The sequence below is a fragment of the Gammaproteobacteria bacterium genome, from assembly GCA_037388465.1.
In the GTDB taxonomy this organism is placed as follows: domain Bacteria; phylum Pseudomonadota; class Gammaproteobacteria; order SpSt-1174; family SpSt-1174; genus JARRKE01.
The window spans coordinates 1-17,787 of record JARRKE010000010.1; the positions used below are offsets into that span (position 1 = coordinate 1).

Consider the following 17,787-nt stretch of genomic DNA (forward strand, 5'->3'; position numbering starts at 1 on the left):
GCTGATGGTCAAGTGGCGCGCCGTCAGCGCCTTCATCGACCAGCACCTGGCCGGCGATCTCGCGGCGCTTGCCGTGCAGCTCACCGAGTTCGTGCAGCAGAACGAGACCGACGCCGCGCTGGGCGATCTGCTCACCACCCTGGGCAAGCTGCATCGCAACGGCACCCTGCGCCGCCTGGGCGATCTCAGCGATCTGCTGGCCGGGGTCGAGGAAAGCGTGGATCTGGTCGCCCTGCTGGGCGATGTGGTCCACGATGCCGACAAGCTGTCGGTCGGCAAGGCGCTGCAGATGATGAAGAGTGCGGAGCAGGCGTTCGAGGATGCCCAGCACGCCGGGGATCATCAGGATTACGGCGGCTGGCGCGGCCTGTTGCACCTGATGTCCGACAAGGATGTGCAGAAGGGACTGCGCCTGATCTCGATCCTGCCCGGCTATCTGGAAAAGCGCATCGAACAGGCGCAGGCCGCCTGAGCCGGCTGCAGGGCGTTATCTGCCCGCCGCGCGGCGCACCGGTGCGAAGCTGAGCCGGTGGCAGGGGCTGGGGCCGTGGCGGCCCAGGGCCTCGATGTGGGCGGCGGTCGGATAGCCCTTGTGCCTGGCGAAGCCGTATTCGGGATGCCGGCCGTCGAGCTCCAGCATGTAGCGGTCGCGGGCGACCTTGGCCAGGATGGAGGCGGCGCTGATGGCCGCTTCGGTGGAGTCGCCGCCGACGATGGCGCGCGTCTCGCAGGGCAGATCCGGGCAGCGGTTGCCGTCCACCAGCGCCAGTCCGGGCGCGACCTTCAGTTCGGCCACGGCCCGCTGCATCGCCAGCATGCTGGCGTGCAGGATGTTGATCTCGTCGATCTCGCGTTCGTCGGCAAAGCCCAGGCCCCAGGCCAGGGCCTTTTGCTCGATCTCGGCGGCCAGGCGTTCGCGGCGGCGTTCGCTGAGCTTTTTGGAATCCGCCAGCCCCTCGATGGGTGCGTCCGGATCGAGAATGACCGCTCCGGCGACGACCGGGCCCGCCAGCGGCCCCCTGCCCGCTTCGTCGACTCCCGCGACCAGTCGAGGCGAGGAAAAGGCGAGTTCGATCTGGGGCGGGTCGGTGTGCGTCATCGCGGCATGATAGACCAAGGCGCCTGCGGCGTCCTCTCTTGCGCCGTTGAGTATGTTAGGCTTAGCCGCCATTCAGCATGGACCGGATTCAAAGCCTGATGACTGCACTTCGATGCGCCGTGGTCGGCGTAGGTTACCTCGGCAAATTCCACGCCCAGAAATACGCCGCCGCCCCCGATGCCGAACTGGTCGCGGTGGTCGACGCAGACCCGGAAAGCGCGCAGCGCGTAGCCACCGAGAATGGCTGTCAGGCCCTGACCGATTACCATGAACTGCTCGGCAAGGTGGATGCGGTGAGCATCGCCGTGCCGACCACCCTGCACCACCAGGTCGCCAGGGATTTCCTGCAGGCGGGCGCACACGTGCTGGTCGAGAAACCGATTACCGTGACTCCCGAGGAAGCCGGCGAGCTGGTCGATATCGCGGCGCAGAAAAACTTGGTGCTGCAGGTCGGCCATCTCGAGCGTTTCAACGCGGCCATCCTCGGCCTGGGCGACCGGTTGGCCGAACCCATGTTCATCGAGTCGCACCGCCTGGCGCCGTTCAAGCCGCGCGCGACCGACGTGAACGTGGTGCTGGATCTGATGATCCACGACATCGACATCATCCTGGATATCGTGAAGTCCGAGGTGGTCAACATCGCGGCCAGCGGCGCGCAGGTGCTGTCCAGCGACATCGATATCGCCAACGCCCGCCTGGAATTCGCCAACGGCTGCGTGGCCAACGTCACGGCCAGCCGCATCAGCATGAAGATGGAACGCAAGATGCGCCTGTTCCAGCGCGATGCGTACATCGCCATCGATTTCCAGAACAAGGGCCTGACCATCCACCGCAAGGGTGAGGGCGAGATGTTCCCCGGCGTGCCGGAGATCAAGAGCGAAGAGACCTTTTACGAAGAGAGCGACGCGCTGAACAGCGAGATTCTCGCCTTCCTGAACGCCATCAGGACCGGCACCCCACCGCCGGTGAGCGGGGAGGACGGCAAGCGTGCGCTGGAAACTGCGATGCGTATCACCGACCTGCTCGCGCAATCCCCCAACAGTCTCAACTGATTCCAACTTTATATAGAGGTTACAGCCATGATCCCCATGGTCGATCTCAAACAGCAGTACCACGAGCTCAAGGCCCAGATCGACGCCGGCATACTGGAGGCGTTGGAGAACACCCACTTTATCCTCGGGCCGAACGTACAGGAATTCGAGAACGAAACCGCCGCCTACCTGGGTGTGAATCACGCCGTGAGCTGCGCCTCCGGCACCGACGCCCTGCACCTGGCGCTGGTGGCGCTGGGCGTGGGCCCGGGCGACGAGGTGATCACCACGCCGTTCACCTTCATCGCCACCGCCGAGGCGATCCGCTACGTGGGCGCGACGCCGGTGTTCGTGGACATCGACGAGCGCACCTTCAACATCGACCTGAACCAGCTGGAGGCCGCCCTCACCCCGGCGACCAAGGCCGTCATCCCGGTGCATCTGTTCGGGCAGCCGGTGGACACCGTCAGCCTCAAGGCCTTTTGCGAGGCGCACGACCTGCTGCTGGTCGAGGACTGCGCCCAGTCCTTCGGTGCGGCGGTCAAGGATCGCATGACGGGCGGTTTCGGCGATGCGGGCTGCTTCAGCTTTTTCCCCAGCAAGAACCTGGGCGGCGTCGGTGACGGCGGCCTGGTCACGAGCCAGTCCGACGAGGTGGCGGCGCGCCTGCGCATGCTGCGCAACCACGGCAGCAGCAAGCGCTACTATCACGACACGATTGGCTTCAACAGCCGTCTCGACGAACTGCAGGCGGTCGTGCTGCGCATCAAGCTCAAGCATATCGACCGCTACAATCAGGAGCGGCGCCGGGTCGCCCACCGCTACAACGACGGCCTGGTCGGCACCGATATCCTCACTCCGCACGAGGACGGCATCGGGACTCACGTGTTCCACCAGTACACCCTGCTCAGCGACCGCCGCGACCGCATCATGGCCGCGCTGTCGGACAAGGAGATCGCCTCGGCGATCTACTACCCGGTGCCCCTGCATCAGCAAAAGGCCTTTCAGGACACGGTCAGCGGCCAGAACTTCCCGGTGACCGAGAGCGTGGCCGCACGTTGCCTGTCGCTGCCGATCTTCCCCGAACTGGAGAACTCACAGATCGACACCATCTGTGAGGTGATCAAAGAAGCCATCCAGTGAAGCGGGCCATGATCGTCGCCGGAGAGGCCTCCGGCGACCTGCACGCGGCGAACCTGGTCCGCGAGCTGTACCGGCTCAATCCCGCCGTGCACGTCTACGGTATGGGCGGCGGCCAGCTGCGCGCCGCCGGCGCCAAGATCCTGATCGACTCCACCAAGCTCGCCGTGGTCGGGCTGTGGGAGGTGTTGGCCCATTACCGCGAAATCAAGCAGGTGCTGGGCCAGCTGCAGTCCTCCCTGCGCGACGATCCCCCCGACCTGCTGATCCTGGTCGATTACGCCGAGTTCAACCTCAAGCTCGCCAAGACGGCGCGTGAGCTCGGTATCAAGGTGTTCTTCTATATCAGCCCCCAGGTGTGGGCCTGGCGCGAAAAGCGTGTCCGCAAGATCAAGGAGCGGGTCGACCTCATGGGCGTGCTGTTCCCGTTCGAGGCCGATTTCTACCGCAAGCACGATGTGCCGGTGGAATACGTCGGCCATCCGCTGATCGATCACGTCGAGGCGGGGCTGAGCCCGCAGGCCACGCGCGAGATGCTGGGCCTGGACGCCGACGAGCCCGTCGTCGCCCTGCTGCCCGGTTCGCGCAAAAGCGAGATCTCGCGCCTGATGCCGCTGATGAACGCGGCGGTGGCGCATATCGGTAAGGAAGATCCGCGGTGCCGGTTCGTATTGCCGATCGCGCCCGGGCTGGAACGCGAGCTCATCGTGTCGCACCTGGAGGACCCGGAGCGGGTCGTTCTGGTGGAGGGGCACGCCTATGACGTGATGCAGATCGCGCGCGCCGCCATCGTGGCATCGGGAACGGCCACCCTGGAATGCGCCCTGATGGGCACGCCGATGGCTATCGTCTACCGGGTGGCGCCGCTCAGCTATTTCCTGTTCAAGCGGCTGATCCGCATCCCCTTCGTGGGGCTGGTGAACGTGATCGGCGGACGGGAGATGGCGGCCGAGTTCATACAGGACCGGGCCACGGCCGGGAACGTGGGCAGCGAGGTGTTGAGACTGCTGCGCGACGAGTCATATCACGCCGAGCGCCGTGCCCTGCTGCAGGAGGTGCGTGAGCGTCTGGGCAGCGGTGGAGGGGCCCGCAACGCGGCGGCGGCCGCGCTGAGCCTGCTGACCTAACAGGTTGTCGTTTTAACGGATTACTCCGCGGTTGCTAGTCAGCACGAAGTCGCGCAACTGCCCCACTTCCGGATATTTCGCGGCGTCTTCCTGCACCGCCTCCAGGGCCTCGGCCCGGTCGGTACAGCGGATCAGCGTCTTGAAGGCGCGGCGCAGGGCCTGGATGGTTTCCGGGGTGAAACCGCGCCGCTTGAGCCCTTCCTTGTTGATGCCTACCGCATGCGCGTAGTTGCCTGACGCCATGGTGTAAGGCGTCAGGTCGCGGTTCAGGGCGGAGCCCATGCCGGTAAAGGCATGCGCGCCGATGCGGCAGAACTGGTGGACCAGGGTGAAGCCGCTGAGGATGACGTGATCCTCGACCACCACGTGCCCGGCCAGGGACGAGGCGTTGGAGAAGATCACGTTGTTGCCCACCTCGCAGTCGTGAGCCACGTGCACGTAGGCCATCAACAGGTTGTTGCTGCCGATGGTGGTCTTGCCGTGGCCTTTGGTCGTGCCGCGATGCAGGGTCACGAATTCGCGGATGACGTTGTTGTCCCCGATGACCAGCTGCGTGTCCTCGCCGCGGTATTTGAGGTCCTGCGGTTCCTCGCCCACCGACGCGAACTGGAATATCCGGTTGTTCTCGCCGATGTGCGTCGGCCCCTTGATGGAGACATGCGGGCCGATCTCGCAGCCCTTGCCGACGGTGACACCCGGTCCAATGATGCTGTATGCGCCGACCGATACGTCTTCTGCAAGCTCGGCGGCTGGATCGATGATCGCCGTCGGGTGAATCACATCTCCACCTCGCGTCCGGCACACATCAGCTCGGCGCTGGCACAGAGTTCACCGTCCACCAGCGCGCTGGCCTCGAATTTCCACATGCCGCGGACCACACGGATCAGGCGAACCTTGAGCGTCAGTTGATCGCCGGGTTCCACCTGGCGCTTGAAGCGCGTGTTGTCCACCGATACGAGCAGATAGACGAAGTTTTCGCTGGGTTTGTCGTCCATGGTCCTGAACGCGAGCAGACCGGTGGCCTGGGCCATCGCCTCGATGATCAGTACACCCGGCATGACCGGCTTGATGGGGAAATGCCCCTGAAAGAAGGGTTCGTTGATGCTGACGTTCTTGATGGCGGTCAGGGTTTCGCCAGGCGTGCACTCCAACACCCTGTCCACCAGTAGAAAGGGGTAACGGTGAGGCAGATGCCCCATGATTTGATTGATGTTCATCATGATCCAATATCCAACAAGTCCACTAAATCCTGTATTCGGGCGTTATTGTTCTGATTTACGCGCGCTGTTCAGCCGTTTGATACACGCCATGGTGCGTTTCCATTCGCGCGTTTCCTGGGCCGGCATGCCGGAGGAGTAGACTCCGGGTCGTTCGATCGAGTTGGTCACCATCGACATGCCGGTGATGACGCTGCCGTCGGCGATTTTCAGGTGGCCGACGATACCGACCGCGCCGCCGATGGCGCAATTTTTGCCGATCACCGTGCTGCCCGCGATCGCCGTTGCGGCCGCGATGGCGGTATTTTCGCCGATCACCACGTTATGGGCGATCTGGACCTGGTTGTCGATCTTAACACCCGACTCGATACGCGTATCATCGATGGCGCCGCGGTCGACAGTGGTGTTGGCGCCGATCTCGACGTTATCACCGATGACGACCCGGCCGATCTGCTGCACCTTGATCCATTGCCCACCGTCGTTGGCAAAGCCGAAGCCGTCGGCGCCGATGACCGCGCCGTGGTGAATCTGGCAGGCCGTCCCGATTTGGCAGTCCTCGCCGATCGTGACATTGGCGCCGAGCCGGGTATCCCGGCCGATGGAGGCGTTCTCGAGCACGCAGCTGCCGGGGCCGATGAAGGCGCCGGCGGCCACAACCACGCCAGCCCCGATCACGGCGTGCGCCGAGACGGTTGCGGATGCGTCGACACGGGCGGCAGGGTCGACAAAGGCCGACGGATGCTGTCCTCCGGCCGATTCGGGCTGCGGGTACAACAGCGGCAGCGCCTTCGCGTAGGCGACGTACGGGTCGGAGACGACCAGGCAGTTGATCCGGCAATGCCCCGCATCCTTCTCGGTCAGCAGCACCGCAGAGGCCTGCGTGTGTTCGAGGTGCTTGCGGTACTTGGTGTTGCTGAGGAACGTCAGTGCGCCGGGTGCAGCATTCTGGATGGTGGCCACGTGGTCCACCGTTTCCTGCGCATCACCGATCAGCTTCGCTTCCAGACGGGAAGCGAGTTCCCCCAAGGTCAATGCCATCTGCCCCGCTCTTTCGTATTTATTTGCTGTCTTTGTTCTTGTTTTTGTTCAGGTAGTCGAGCACTTCGTTGGTAATGTCGACGCGTTTGCTGGCGTAAACCACGTTGTTGGCCAGGACGATGTCGTAATGGCCCTGCTCCGAGATCTGCACGATGGCGTTATATATCTGCTTTTGCAGCTTGCCCAGCGCCTCGTTGCGGGCGGAGTTGAAGTCTTCCTGGAAGGCGCTCAGTTCGCGGCTGAAGGTGCGTGACTTGTCGTTGATCTCGTTTTGCAGGTTTTCCTTTTTCTTGGCGGACATGACATCGCCTTCGTTCTTCATCTGCTCGTTGAGCTTCTGAAGCGCCTGGCGCTTTTTCATCAGGTCGCTTTCCCGAGCGGAGAACTTCTGCTTGAGCGCGTCGTTCGCTGCCTGAGCCTGCGGGGACTTCTGCATCAATTCAGAGACATTGACCACGGCGATCTTGAGGTTCGCGTCGGCCGCCTGGGAAGCCAGCGGAACCATCAGCATTGCCGCCATGAAAATCGAGCTCAGCCATTTCTTCATGATTCTCTCTCCATCAGAATTGGGTACCGATCGTAAACTGGAAACTCTGAGTATGATCACCCGGTTTCGCATTCAGCGCGCTGGCGAAACTGAAATTCAACGGCCCGATCGGAGACAGCCAGATCAGCCCTATGCCGGCCGAGGTCCTGAGCTGGTTGAATTCGAAGTCCTTCGGTTTGGCGAATACGTTACCGGCATCGAAGAACGCGCTCATCCGCACAGAATCCAGTTTTTGGCTGAACGGGACCGGGAACAACAGCCCGGTACTAAAGGTGGTCCGCAGGTCGCCACCATAGGGATCTCCGTTCGAGTCCAGCGGGCCCAGGCTATTATCCTTGTAACCCCGCACCGTGCCTACACCACCGGCATAGTATTTTTCGAAAAACGGCAGCGTGGTCGTCTTGCCGTAGCCCTTGCCGTAGCCGATGTTGCCCTTGGCGAATAAGCTTGTTTTATCGCTTAGGGGATAATGGTAAGTATTGTATAAGCTTAACTTATAGTATTCCAGGTCGCTGCCCGGCAGGGCGACGCTCAGGCCGGTCGTGCTCAGCAACCCGGAGTTGGCGAATACGGTACGGTTGCGGCTGTCGTGGGTGTAGCCCACGTTGATGAGGTATTCGTTGAATTCGTTGCCATTGGTACGCAGGTAATCCTGTACCTGGGTGGAGGCATTGGTACCGGTCTTGACCTTGGTGTTCTGCAAGCCCACGCCGAAGTTGAAGTTGTCAAACTCGGAAAGCGGGACGCCGTAGTTCAGATTGCCGCCGTAGCGGTCCGCGCTGTAGGTGGTCACGCCCGCGGCCGCGGCGTCGATCGTGCGGTAGTAGACGCTGAACCCGCGACTGATTCCGTTCAGGGTGTAATAGGGATTGGTGTACGACAGGCTGTAGACCGTGTTGACCTTGCTGGTATTGACCGACACGGCGACGTTCTTGCCCGTTCCGCGGAAGTTGCCGAAGCTCAGGCTGGTGTTGAAGATCACGCCCTCGCTGTCGGAATAGCCGATGCCGGCGCTGAAGCTGCTGGCCAGCCGTTCCTTGACGTCGACGACCAGGTTGACGGCGTCGTCGCGGCCGGGAATGCGCACCGTCTTGACGTTGGCCGACTCGATGTAACTGAGGCGCTGCAGACGGGTCTTGGAGCGCTTGATCTGGGCGCGGTCGTACCAGGCGCCCTCCATCTGGCGCATCTCGCGGCGCAGCACCACGTCCTGGGTCTTGTAATTGCCATGGAAGGTGATGCGGTTCACGTACACCCGACGGCCGGGGTCCACGTACAGCGTGACGGCGACCGTCTTGTTCTTTTTGTCGATGGTCGGAATTGGGTTGACGGTGGCGAACGCGTAGCCGTAGTTGCCCAGCCGTTCCTCGATTTTTTCGATCAGGTCGTTGATCTTCTTGCGCGAGAAGATCTCACCGGGCTTGATGGTGGACATGGCCTGCAGTTCCTTGACCGGCACGATGGTATCGCCGGCAAAGCCCACCGAGCTGACGCGGTACTGATCGCCCTCGTCCACGTTGATGGTAATGTAGATGTCCTTCTTGTCCGGCGTCAGCGAAACCTGGGTGGAATTGATATTGAAATTGATGAACCCGTGGTCGAGGTACAGCGACTTGATGCGTTCCAGGTCGCCGGCCAGTTTTTGCTTGGAATAGTCGTTGCTGCCGGTGATGAACGAGAACAGCGAGCCTTCGCTGGTTTCCAGTTCGTTCTTGATGTCGTCTTCGCTGTAGTAATGGTTGCCGACGATGTTGATGCGCTTGATTTTCGCGGTGGCGCCTTCGTGGATGTCGATGTCGATGCTGACGCGGTTGCGCGGCAGGTCCTTGACGCTGGTCTTGATGCGCACGTCGTATTTGCCGCGCGACAGGTAAACCTGCTGCAGCTCCGATTTCAGGCGATCGAGCACCGCACGATTGAAGGTGCGCCCGCGCGAAATCCCGACCTGCTTGAGCGATTCCTGCAGCTGTTTGGTTTCGATGAGCTTGTTGCCGTGGATCTTGATTTCGTCGATGGCCGGACGCTCGACGACCTTGATGACCAGCGAATCGTCCTGCTTCAGCAGTTCGATGTTCTTGAAGAAGCCGGTCTGATAAAGCGCATCGATGATCTTGGTGCTCTGGCCGTCATAGGTATCCCCCACCTGAATCGGCAGATAGGAAAAGACGGTGCCGGCGCTGATGCGGTGTAAGCCTTCAATCTTGATGTCTTTGACCTGAAATCCGTCGGCCAGCGCTGGTGTAGACAGCAAAAGCAGGCCCATACAGACCAGGTCCGGTCGTATGCGATGACTCATTTAGTGAAACAACCTGGATAAATCGTTGTAGAACGCCAGCACCATCAGCGCAGCGATAATAGCGAGCCCGATTCTTTGTCCCAAGGCCTCGGCCTCTTCGGAGACCGGGCTGCCTTTTACGAATTCAATCAGGTAGTACAACAGATGGCCGCCATCGAGTACAGGGATTGGCAGCAAATTGAGCACTCCCAGGCTGACGCTGATCAGGGCCAGGAAAGACAAAAACGCCGAGATGCCGATGCTGGCCGAGATGCCGGCGTATTCCGCGATGGTGATCGGGCCGCTGATATTGCGGATGGACACGTCGCCCTTGAGAAGGTTCCAGAACATCTGCACGGTCAGCGACGACATTGCCCAGGTTCGGGTCAGGCCCGCGCCCAGGGCGTCCACCGGCCCCTTGCGCACGATGGTCGACACCTCCTCGCGCATCGCCTGGGAAACGTAGGCGCCCACCTTGGCGCCGATGTAGCCTTCGACCTGGCCCTTGCGCTCGGCCTGCCCGGGCGTGATCGGCAGGGTCTGTCGTGCGCCGTCCCGCAGGATCAGCAGTTGCAGCGTCTTGTCCGGATTCTGGCGGATCACGTCGATGAAATGCGGCACGGACACGGCCGGCCGGCCGTCGATCTCGAGCACGCGGTCGTCTTTTTTCAGGCCGGCCTTGGCCGCGGCACCGCCGGCCTCGACGCCGGCGATGTAAGGGTTGGCGGCGTAAAACGGCACCATGCCGAGATTCCGGATCAGATCGGTTTCGTGCTTGAGGGCGGTCTGGTCATTGAGCTTGAGGTCGATGCGGCGTTCCTGCGCTCCGTTGGCGACCTGCAGGGTGATGTCGTGCTGATCGACCACGGCCTGTAGCATCGCCAGGCGCGCCTCCTCCCAGGTCTCGACCGGATCCCCGTCGACACTGCGGATGAGGTCGCCGGCCTGCAGACCGGTGACGGCGGCGGGCGTGCCGGGAACGACCGCACCGACATAGGGACGCACGCCCTGGACGCCGATGACGAACATCAAGGCGTAGGCGGCGATGGCGAACAGGAAATTGAAAAACGGTCCGGCGAACACGACGGCAAACCGTTTCCACAGGACCTGGTTGTTGAACGCCAGCGGGCGTTCCGCCACCGGCACCTCCCCTTCCCTTTCGTCCAGCATCTTGACGTAACCGCCCAGGGGCACGGCCGACACGACGTACTCGACGTCATCCTTGCCGCGAATCGCGAACAGGGGCTTGCCGAAGCCGATCGAAAAACGCAGCACCTTGATGCCGAGTTTGCGGGCCACCCAGAAATGGCCGAATTCGTGCACCGAGACCAGGATCCCGATGGCGACGATAAAGGACAGGACGCTGATCAGAAAGCTCATGCCCGCTCCAGGTGCCTGGCGACATCGACCGCGTGGGCGCGCGCCTGCGCATCGATCTCGAGGATGTGTTCGATGGAATCCGGCTTTTCCAGCGGCGTCTCGTCCAGCGTCTGTTCGATGACGCGCGGGATGTCGGTGAAACGCAGGCGCCGTTCGAGAAAGCTGTCGACGGCGATCTCGTTGGCGGCATTCAGAATGGCGGTGGCCGAATCGCCGCGCTGGAAGGCCTCGAAGGCCAGCGCCAGGCAGCGGAATTTTTCCATGTCCGGCTGGCGGAATTCGAGCTGGCCGAGGCTGAAGAAATCGAGCGGTTTCACGTTGGCTGCGATCCGGCCGGGCCAGCCCAGCGCATGGGCGATGGGGGTGCGCATGTCCGGCTGACCCATCTGGGCCAGGATGGAGCCGTCCACATAAGAGACCATGGAGTGGATGATGCTCTGCGGATGGATGACCACGGTGATGTCGTCGGGCGTGACGGAGAACAGCCAGCAGGCCTCGATGACCTCCAGTCCCTTGTTCATCATGGTGGCCGAATCGACGGAGATCTTGCGTCCCATCACCCAGTTCGGATGCGCGCAGGCATCCTCGGGCGTGACCGCTTCAAGTTTCTCCAGCGGTGTGTTCAGGAACGGTCCACCGGAGGCGGTCAGCAGCAGTTGATTGACGCCGGCGGCCTCGAGCCCGCCGGAAAAATCCGCCGGCAGGGATTGAAAGATGGCGTTGTGTTCGCTGTCGATGGGCAGGAGTTCGGCGGCGTGCTTGCCGACCTCGTCCATGAACAGCTGGCCGGACATGACCAGCGCCTCCTTGTTGGCGAGCAGGATGCGCTTGCCGGCCCGTGCCGCGGCCAGAGTGGGCGGCAGGCCGGCGGCACCGACGATGCCCGCCACCACGGTATGCACGTCCGGATGCTCCGCGAGCTGGCACAGGGCATCCTGGCCCGCGAGCACTTCGGTCGGCAGATCGTCGTCACGCAATCGCTGGCGCAGCTGCGCCGCCTTGTCCGGATCGGCCATCGCCGCCAGCGGGGGACGGTACCGGGCGCACAGCTTATGCAGACCATCGACGTCGTTGTTGGCCGTCAGCGCAACGATATGAAAGCGGTCGGAGTGATTCGACAGCACGTCGAGGGTGTTGGCGCCGATGGTTCCGGTGGCGCCGAGAATGCAGATACCCTTGCTGTTGGCCTGATTCGCCATATAAACCCGGACCTCGAGACTAATGCATGTAACGGAGACCGAGGGCGAATACCGGGGCGGCAGCGGTCAAGCTGTCGACCCGGTCCAGGATGCCTCCGTGCCCGGGTAGGATATGGCCACTGTCCTTGGCCCCCGCGGCCCGCTTGAGCAGGCTCTCGAACAAATCACCGAAGACGGAAACCACCACGACGAGCAACGAGAGCAGCACCAAGTATACCCCGTCGCCCAGGGGCAGCCCGAAGATTTTGCCGGCCGCAGCGGCCGCGACGCCGCTGAACAGCAGCGCGCCGAACAGGCCTTCGAGGGTCTTGCCCGGACTGAGCTCGGGAGCGAGCTTGCGCTTGCCGAAGGTCTTGCCGGAGAGATACGCGCCGGTGTCGGCCAGCGAGGTCAGCAGCACCAGATAGAACAGCCATTGCCAGCCCTGCTGGTGGATCCAGTAGATGCTGGCGAGCAGTACGGCGAGCACCGGCGGCCCGGCGGCCTTGAGCAGATAGTGCAGCGGCGAGGCGCCGTGCGGAACGTGGCGGATAAACGACAACAACACGACGACGAACGTCCACCAGGCCGTACCCGCGTAGATGGCGACCAGATTCAGGGGGGCGAACCAGACGACGGCCGCGCAGGCCGCGGCGGTCAGTATCAGATAGCCCGCGCGTGCGGCATTGTTCTGGATGCCGACCAGATTGGCCCATTCCCAACCGCCGACCAGCAGCATGATCAGCACCAGGACGGCCAGCAGTTCGCTGTTCACGAAGGCAATGGCGCCGAAGACGGCCAGCGCCAGAATCATCCCGGTAACCACACGTTGCTTAAACACGTCCGCCCACCTGTTCGGAGGTCATGCCGAAACGCCGCTGCCGGCGCGAGAAATCCGCCACGGCCTGGCCCAGCTCGGCTTCGCCGAAATCGGGCCACAGGGTGTCGGTGAAGTACAACTCTGCGTACGCGAGCTGCCACAGCAGGAAGTTGCTGATGCGCTGTTCGCCGCCGGTACGGATGAACAGGTCCGGATCGGGCTGATCGGCCAGGGCCGTGAAACCCGCCAGCTGTTCCGGGGTGAGGGATTCGACCGGTTCGCCGCGTTCGATGGCGTCCTTTACGGCCAGCTGCGCCGCCTGGGCGATGTCCCAGCGTCCGCCGTAATTGACGGCGATGTTGAGATACAGGCGACTCTGCCCGGCGGACTGTTCCTCGGCGCGCGCCATCTCCTGCTGAAGCTTTTCGTTCAGCGCCTCCCGCTCACCGATGAATTGCAGCCTAACGCCCTGCTCGACCAGTGCCTTGATTTCGCGTTTAAGCGCGCTCAAAAACAGCTCCATCAGCGCGCTGACCTCGCCGCTGGGACGGCGCCAGTTCTCGCTGCTGAACGCAAACAGCGTCAGATGTTTGATCTCGAATTTAACGCACGCCTTGATGATGGCGCGGGCCGCTTCGACGCCCTTGCGGTGGCCGACGGTGCGCGGCAAATGCCGGGCCTGTGCCCAGCGGCCGTTGCCGTCCATCACGATTGCCACATGGGTAGGGATCTTATCTGCCCCGACTTCAGACATCACGCACAGGGCCCTGTCAGATCTCCATCAATTCTTTTTCTTTGACATCCAGAATACCGTCGATTTCAGCGACGAACTGATCGGTCAGCTTCTGGATTTCGTCCGAGGCCCTGCGTTCGTCGTCTTCGGAGATTTCCTTTTCCTTCTGCAGGGTCTTGAAATCGGAATTCGCATCGCGCCGGATGTTGCGGATCGCGACACGGGCACTCTCGCCTTCGGCGCGCACGACCTTGACCAGTTCGCGGCGGCGCTCCTCGGTCAGCGGCGGCATGGGGACGCGAATGACGGTGCCGGCAGTCGCCGGATTCAGACCCAGATCGGAATTCATGATGGCCTTTTCAACGGCGGAGACCATCGGTTTTTCCCACGGCGTGACGGTCAGGGTGCGCGCGTCTTCCACATGGATGTTGGCGACCTGGCTGATCGGCACCTCGCTACCGTAGTATTCGACGGTCACGTGATCGAGGATGCTGGTATGCGCACGACCGGTACGGATCTTTTTCAACTCCGCATGCAGCGATTCGACACTTTTCTGCATGCGTTGTTTGGCGTCTTTTTTAATGTCCTCAATCATGACTCAACCTCGAACAACCAATGTACCGATATCCTCGCCGTGGACCACGCGTTTGAGGTCGCCGGGCTTGAAAATATTGAATATCCGCAGAGGGATGTTGTTGTCACGGCACATGACCATGGCCGTGGCATCCATGACGCCGAGACGCTGTTGCAGCGCCTCGTCGTAGGTGATTCGCGAATAACGCTTCGCATCGGCATCCAACTTGGGGTCGGCGGTGTACACGCCGTCCACCTTGGTCGCCTTGAGCATCAGGTCGGCGTTGATCTCGCTGGCGCGCAGGCTGGCTGCGGTATCGGTCGTGAAATAAGGATTGCCGGTACCGGCCGCAAATACGACGATGCGCCCCTTTTCCAGATGACGTATGGCGCGGCGGCGGATGTAGTCCTCGCAGACCTGATTGATCTTGAGCGCCGACATGACGCGGCAGAATCCGCCGATGCGCTCGATGGCGTCCTGCATCGCCAGCGCGTTGATGACCGTCGCGAGCATGCCCATTTGATCCCCCGTCACGCGGTCCATACCGGCCTGCTGCGCGAGCCCCGCACCGCGGAAGATGTTGCCTCCCCCGATAACGATGGCGAGTTCGACCTTTTCGCGGCTGAGTTCGAGAATTTCCTCGCCGAGCCGGTTGATGATTTTCGGATCGATCCCGTACTCGAGATCGCCCATCAGGGCTTCGCCGCTTATCTTCAATAAAACGCGCTTGTATTGGGGTTTGCTCATGCTTGTCTGGAATCGGTCACCAACTTGTTGTTTTAAATTTCCGACAAAAAAAGGGGGCTTGCAGGCCCCCTTTTTCGATCAAGCCCCTTTGACCTGGGCCATGACCTCGTCTGCGAAGTTTTCCTGCTTCTTCTCTATTCCTTCGCCGACTTCGTAGCGGATGAATCTGATGACTTCCGCGCCCTTCTCGGACAGCAGCTTGCCGACGGTCTGGTCGGGGTTCTTGACGAACGGCTGTCCCACCAGGGTGATCTCGGCCAGGTACTTCTTGATGCGGCCGGTGATCATCTTTTCGACGATCTCGGCGGGCTTGCCGCTTTCTTCGGCCTGCGCCTTGAAGATCTGCTTTTCCTTCTCGACGAGATCGGCGGGCACCTGCTCCTCGCTGATGCATACCGGCCGGCTGGCGGCGATGTGCATGCAGATGTCCTTGGCCAGCTCCTGGTCGCCGCCCTTGAGGTCCACCACGACGCCGATACGGGTGCCGTGGGTATAGACGCCCAGGTTGTCGCCCGCGGTTTCGAAACGTTGGAAACGGCGGATCTGGATGTTTTCGCCGATCTTGCTCACCAGTTCCTGGCGGGCGTCCTCCACGCTCTGGCCGTTGGCCAGTTTGTGGCTGAGCAGCGCGTCCAGGTCGTCCATCGGGTGGTCGAGCAGCACCTGTGCGACGCTGTCGGTGAAGGACTCGAAGTTTTCGTCCTTGGCGACGAAATCGGTTTCGCAGTTGATCTCCACGATCACGGCCTTGGAACCGGCATCGTCGGTCTTGACCACGATCTTGCCTTCCGCGGCGATGCGGCCGGCCTTCTTGACGGCCTTGGCGGCGCCGGACTTGCGCATCAGTTCAATGGCGGCTTCGATATCGCCATTGGTTTCCGTCAGCGCCTTTTTGCATTCCATCATCCCCGCGCCGGTGCGCTCGCGGAGATCCTTGACCATTGCAGCTGTAATCGACATGTCGTCCTCCCGAAATTATTCAGATTCGGCTTCGTTGGACGCCTCGGCGGCACCCTGCTCGGCCTCGGAAGACGCCTCGGTGTCTTCCGTCTTGGTCGCGGCCTTTTTCTTGGGGGCGGCCTTCTTGGTCGCAGCCTTCTTCTTCGGGGCGGCCTTTTTCTTGGGAGCGGCCTTGGGGGCCTCCTCGACCATCTCGACGTAGTCTTCGCCGGCCTGGGCCTGAGTCGACACGCTGTTTATGCCGTCGAGAATGCTGTCGGCCGCGGCCACGGTGTACAGCTGGATGGCGCGCATGGAGTCGTCGTTGCCCGGAATGACGTAATCGATGCCTTCAGAAGAGTTGTTGGTATCGACCACGCCGACCACCGGGATACCCAGCTTGTTCGCCTCGGAAACGGCGATGCGCTCGTAGCCGACGTCGATGATGAACAGGGCGTCGGGCAGCCCGTTCATGTCCTTGATGCCGCCCAGGCTCTTGTTCAGCTTGTCCAGCTCGCGGCGGCGCATCAGCACCTCTTTCTTGTTGAGGCGCTCAAAACCGCCTTCCTGAAGCATGGTTTCCAGCTCGTTCAGGCGGCGAATGGACTGCTTGACGGTCTTGAAGTTGGTCAGCATGCCGCCCAGCCAACGGTGGTTGACGTAGGGCATCTTGCAGCGTGCTGCCTCTTCGGCGATGGTGTCGCGGGCGGAACGCTTGGTGCCCACGAACATGATCTTGCCGCCGTTGGCGGCCAGTCGACCCAGGTAGTTCATGGCCTCGTTGAACAGAGGCAGGGTCTTTTCCAGGTTAACAATGTGGATTTTATTGCGTTCGCCGAAGATGAAAGGGGCCATCTTCGGATTCCAGTAGCGGGTCTGGTGCCCGAAATGCACGCCAGCTTCGAGCATCTGGCGCATGGTTACGCTCGTCATGACAATATTCCTCGTTAGGGTTGAGCCTCCATACGTCCCATACGACAACCCGGCTCAATGGCCGGGCACCCAGTCGCATGTGTCGACGTATGTGTGGTTTTTAACGGCCGGCAAAATCGGGTTTCGACGGCCTGTTTCGGGTTTGCGCGTAGCGCCGGCGCTTTATAACATAAACAGCTTATTCCAACAATCAGGCGCGGTCTTTTGCCGCCCTCTCTACACTGACCCTGTTCCCCATGTCCGTATCCATTAAAAACCCCGAGGAAATCGAAAAAATGCGGGTGGCCGGCCGTCTGGCCGCCCAGGTGCTCGAGATGATCGGGCCACACGTCCAGCCCGGGGTGACCACCGGCGAGCTGGACAGTCTGTGCCACGACTTCATCGTCAACGAACAGCAGGCCATCCCCGCGCCGCTCAATTACCGGGGCTTTCCCAGGTCCATCTGCACTTCCGTCAATCACCAGGTCTGCCACGGCATCCCGGGCGACAAGAAGCTCAAGAAGGGCGACATCCTGAATATCGACGTCACGGTGATCAAGGACGGCTTTCACGGCGATACCAGCAAGATGTTCTTCGTCGGCAAGTCCACGCCGGCGGCCGAGCGTCTGGTCAAGGTCACCCGCGAGGCCATGATGGTCGGCATCGAGATGGTCAGGCCCGGCGTGCGTCTGGGCGACATAGGCCACGCCATCCAGCAGTACGCCGAAGCCCGTCACTGCTCCGTGGTGCGCGAGTACTGCGGTCACGGCATCGGGCGCGAATTCCACGAGGAGCCGCAGGTGCTGCACTACGGCAAGCCGGGCACCGGGCTCGAACTCCAGGCCGGCATGACCTTCACCATCGAGCCGATGCTCAACAACGGCAAACGCCATGTCCGCATGCTGCCCGACGGCTGGACGGTGGTGACCAAGGACCACAGCCTTTCCGCGCAATGGGAGCATACCGTGCTGGTCACCCCCGACGGCGTGGAGATTCTCACCCTGCGTGAGGAGGAAAAGGTCTGAGCACC

At 61.9% G+C, this 17,787-nt stretch carries 19 protein-coding genes; 5 read left to right on the top strand and 14 right to left on the bottom strand.

Annotated elements, in window-relative coordinates:
• On the top strand, nucleotides 1–472 hold a 472-nt coding region (locus P8Y64_03385; GenBank protein MEJ2059521.1), incomplete at its 5' end, for a DUF1641 domain-containing protein.
• 15 nt (nucleotides 473–487) lie between these two features.
• Here P8Y64_03385 and rnhB read toward each other — a convergent pair.
• Nucleotides 488–1,099, bottom strand: a complete 612-nt coding sequence (gene rnhB / locus P8Y64_03390; protein MEJ2059522.1) for a ribonuclease HII — start codon at nucleotides 1,097–1,099, stop codon at nucleotides 488–490.
• Nucleotides 1,100–1,197: 98 nt separating this feature from the next.
• On the opposite strand from rnhB, the gene P8Y64_03395 reads away from it, so the two are divergent.
• The 3 genes from P8Y64_03395 to lpxB are packed head-to-tail and all read left to right on the top strand — an operon-like array spanning nucleotide 1,198 to nucleotide 4,397.
• Nucleotides 1,198–2,151, top strand: coding sequence for a Gfo/Idh/MocA family oxidoreductase (locus tag P8Y64_03395; GenBank protein ID MEJ2059523.1), 954 nt, complete (start codon nucleotides 1,198–1,200; stop codon nucleotides 2,149–2,151).
• 27 nt (nucleotides 2,152–2,178) lie between these two features.
• Complete coding sequence (locus tag P8Y64_03400) at nucleotides 2,179–3,273, top strand: DegT/DnrJ/EryC1/StrS family aminotransferase (protein ID MEJ2059524.1); 1,095 nt, start codon at nucleotides 2,179–2,181, stop codon at nucleotides 3,271–3,273.
• Between the two features lie 8 nt (nucleotides 3,274–3,281).
• Complete coding sequence (lpxB, locus tag P8Y64_03405; protein ID MEJ2059525.1) at nucleotides 3,282–4,397, top strand: lipid-A-disaccharide synthase; 1,116 nt, start codon at nucleotides 3,282–3,284, stop codon at nucleotides 4,395–4,397.
• 12 nt (nucleotides 4,398–4,409) lie between these two features.
• On the opposite strand, the gene lpxA is transcribed toward lpxB, so the two are convergent.
• The 13 genes from lpxA to rpsB form a co-directional block, all read right to left on the bottom strand.
• Nucleotides 4,410–5,177 carry an acyl-ACP--UDP-N-acetylglucosamine O-acyltransferase gene (gene lpxA / locus P8Y64_03410; protein MEJ2059526.1) on the bottom strand — a complete coding sequence of 256 codons (768 nt, stop codon included), beginning with the start codon at nucleotides 5,175–5,177 and terminating at the stop codon, nucleotides 4,410–4,412.
• The gene (gene fabZ, locus P8Y64_03415; protein ID MEJ2059527.1) at nucleotides 5,174–5,614 is read right to left on the bottom strand and encodes a 3-hydroxyacyl-ACP dehydratase FabZ; all 441 of its coding nucleotides are present in this window, start codon (nucleotides 5,612–5,614) and stop codon (nucleotides 5,174–5,176) included. Before fabZ ends, lpxA begins: the two co-directional genes overlap by 4 nt.
• A 45-nt stretch (nucleotides 5,615–5,659) precedes the next feature.
• Entirely contained in the window at nucleotides 5,660–6,652 is a 993-nt protein-coding gene (gene lpxD, locus P8Y64_03420; GenBank protein MEJ2059528.1) for a UDP-3-O-(3-hydroxymyristoyl)glucosamine N-acyltransferase, read from the bottom strand.
• A 19-nt stretch (nucleotides 6,653–6,671) separates the two neighbouring features.
• A complete protein-coding gene (locus tag P8Y64_03425; GenBank protein ID MEJ2059529.1) occupies nucleotides 6,672–7,199 on the bottom strand; it encodes an OmpH family outer membrane protein in 528 nt (175 codons plus the stop codon).
• A gap of 13 nt (nucleotides 7,200–7,212) precedes the next feature.
• Complete coding sequence (bamA, locus tag P8Y64_03430) at nucleotides 7,213–9,495, bottom strand: outer membrane protein assembly factor BamA (protein ID MEJ2059530.1); 2,283 nt, start codon at nucleotides 9,493–9,495, stop codon at nucleotides 7,213–7,215.
• Complete coding sequence (gene rseP, locus P8Y64_03435) at nucleotides 9,496–10,854, bottom strand: RIP metalloprotease RseP (GenBank protein ID MEJ2059531.1); 1,359 nt, start codon at nucleotides 10,852–10,854, stop codon at nucleotides 9,496–9,498.
• Nucleotides 10,851–12,053, bottom strand: a complete 1,203-nt coding sequence (ispC, locus tag P8Y64_03440; protein MEJ2059532.1) for a 1-deoxy-D-xylulose-5-phosphate reductoisomerase — start codon at nucleotides 12,051–12,053, stop codon at nucleotides 10,851–10,853. The genes rseP and ispC overlap by 4 nt, the downstream gene beginning before the upstream one ends.
• Nucleotides 12,054–12,072: 19 nt before the next feature.
• A complete protein-coding gene (locus P8Y64_03445) occupies nucleotides 12,073–12,873 on the bottom strand; it encodes a phosphatidate cytidylyltransferase (protein ID MEJ2059533.1) in 801 nt (266 codons plus the stop codon).
• The gene (uppS, locus tag P8Y64_03450; GenBank protein ID MEJ2059534.1) at nucleotides 12,866–13,606 is read right to left on the bottom strand and encodes a polyprenyl diphosphate synthase; all 741 of its coding nucleotides are present in this window, start codon (nucleotides 13,604–13,606) and stop codon (nucleotides 12,866–12,868) included. The genes P8Y64_03445 and uppS overlap by 8 nt, the downstream gene beginning before the upstream one ends.
• A 16-nt stretch (nucleotides 13,607–13,622) precedes the next feature.
• The gene (gene frr, locus P8Y64_03455) at nucleotides 13,623–14,180 is read right to left on the bottom strand and encodes a ribosome recycling factor (protein ID MEJ2059535.1); all 558 of its coding nucleotides are present in this window, start codon (nucleotides 14,178–14,180) and stop codon (nucleotides 13,623–13,625) included.
• 3 nt (nucleotides 14,181–14,183) lie between these two features.
• Nucleotides 14,184–14,906, bottom strand: coding sequence for a UMP kinase (gene pyrH, locus P8Y64_03460; GenBank protein ID MEJ2059536.1), 723 nt, complete (start codon nucleotides 14,904–14,906; stop codon nucleotides 14,184–14,186).
• 78 nt (nucleotides 14,907–14,984) lie between these two features.
• Entirely contained in the window at nucleotides 14,985–15,866 is an 882-nt protein-coding gene (tsf, locus tag P8Y64_03465; GenBank protein MEJ2059537.1) for a translation elongation factor Ts, read from the bottom strand.
• Between the two features lie 15 nt (nucleotides 15,867–15,881).
• Nucleotides 15,882–16,778, bottom strand: coding sequence for a 30S ribosomal protein S2 (gene rpsB / locus P8Y64_03470; protein MEJ2059538.1), 897 nt, complete (start codon nucleotides 16,776–16,778; stop codon nucleotides 15,882–15,884).
• A 236-nt stretch (nucleotides 16,779–17,014) separates the two neighbouring features.
• On the opposite strand from rpsB, the gene map reads away from it, so the two are divergent.
• Nucleotides 17,015–17,782 (top strand): type I methionyl aminopeptidase, encoded by a 768-nt coding sequence (gene map, locus P8Y64_03475; protein ID MEJ2059539.1) that lies wholly within the window; start codon nucleotides 17,015–17,017, stop codon nucleotides 17,780–17,782.
• The last annotated feature ends 5 nt before the right edge of the window (nucleotides 17,783–17,787 follow it).

What these genes read in the sequence shown, in the direction of transcription:
- rnhB (MEJ2059522.1), bottom strand. Translation starts at nt 1,099, where the DNA reads ATGACGCACACCGACCCGCCCCAGATCGAACTCGCCTTTTCCTCGCCT.
- P8Y64_03395 (MEJ2059523.1), top strand. Translation starts at nt 1,198, where the DNA reads ATGACTGCACTTCGATGCGCCGTGGTCGGCGTAGGTTACCTCGGCAAA.
- P8Y64_03400 (MEJ2059524.1), top strand. Translation starts at nt 2,179, where the DNA reads ATGATCCCCATGGTCGATCTCAAACAGCAGTACCACGAGCTCAAGGCC.
- lpxB (MEJ2059525.1), top strand. Translation starts at nt 3,282, where the DNA reads ATGATCGTCGCCGGAGAGGCCTCCGGCGACCTGCACGCGGCGAACCTG.
- fabZ (MEJ2059527.1), bottom strand. Translation starts at nt 5,614, where the DNA reads ATGAACATCAATCAAATCATGGGGCATCTGCCTCACCGTTACCCCTTT.
- lpxD (MEJ2059528.1), bottom strand. Translation starts at nt 6,652, where the DNA reads ATGGCATTGACCTTGGGGGAACTCGCTTCCCGTCTGGAAGCGAAGCTG.
- P8Y64_03425 (MEJ2059529.1), bottom strand. Translation starts at nt 7,199, where the DNA reads ATGAAGAAATGGCTGAGCTCGATTTTCATGGCGGCAATGCTGATGGTT.
- bamA (MEJ2059530.1), bottom strand. Translation starts at nt 9,495, where the DNA reads ATGAGTCATCGCATACGACCGGACCTGGTCTGTATGGGCCTGCTTTTG.
- rseP (MEJ2059531.1), bottom strand. Translation starts at nt 10,854, where the DNA reads ATGAGCTTTCTGATCAGCGTCCTGTCCTTTATCGTCGCCATCGGGATC.
- ispC (MEJ2059532.1), bottom strand. Translation starts at nt 12,053, where the DNA reads ATGGCGAATCAGGCCAACAGCAAGGGTATCTGCATTCTCGGCGCCACC.
- uppS (MEJ2059534.1), bottom strand. Translation starts at nt 13,606, where the DNA reads ATGTCTGAAGTCGGGGCAGATAAGATCCCTACCCATGTGGCAATCGTG.
- frr (MEJ2059535.1), bottom strand. Translation starts at nt 14,180, where the DNA reads ATGATTGAGGACATTAAAAAAGACGCCAAACAACGCATGCAGAAAAGT.
- pyrH (MEJ2059536.1), bottom strand. Translation starts at nt 14,906, where the DNA reads ATGAGCAAACCCCAATACAAGCGCGTTTTATTGAAGATAAGCGGCGAA.
- tsf (MEJ2059537.1), bottom strand. Translation starts at nt 15,866, where the DNA reads ATGTCGATTACAGCTGCAATGGTCAAGGATCTCCGCGAGCGCACCGGC.
- rpsB (MEJ2059538.1), bottom strand. Translation starts at nt 16,778, where the DNA reads ATGACGAGCGTAACCATGCGCCAGATGCTCGAAGCTGGCGTGCATTTC.
- map (MEJ2059539.1), top strand. Translation starts at nt 17,015, where the DNA reads ATGTCCGTATCCATTAAAAACCCCGAGGAAATCGAAAAAATGCGGGTG.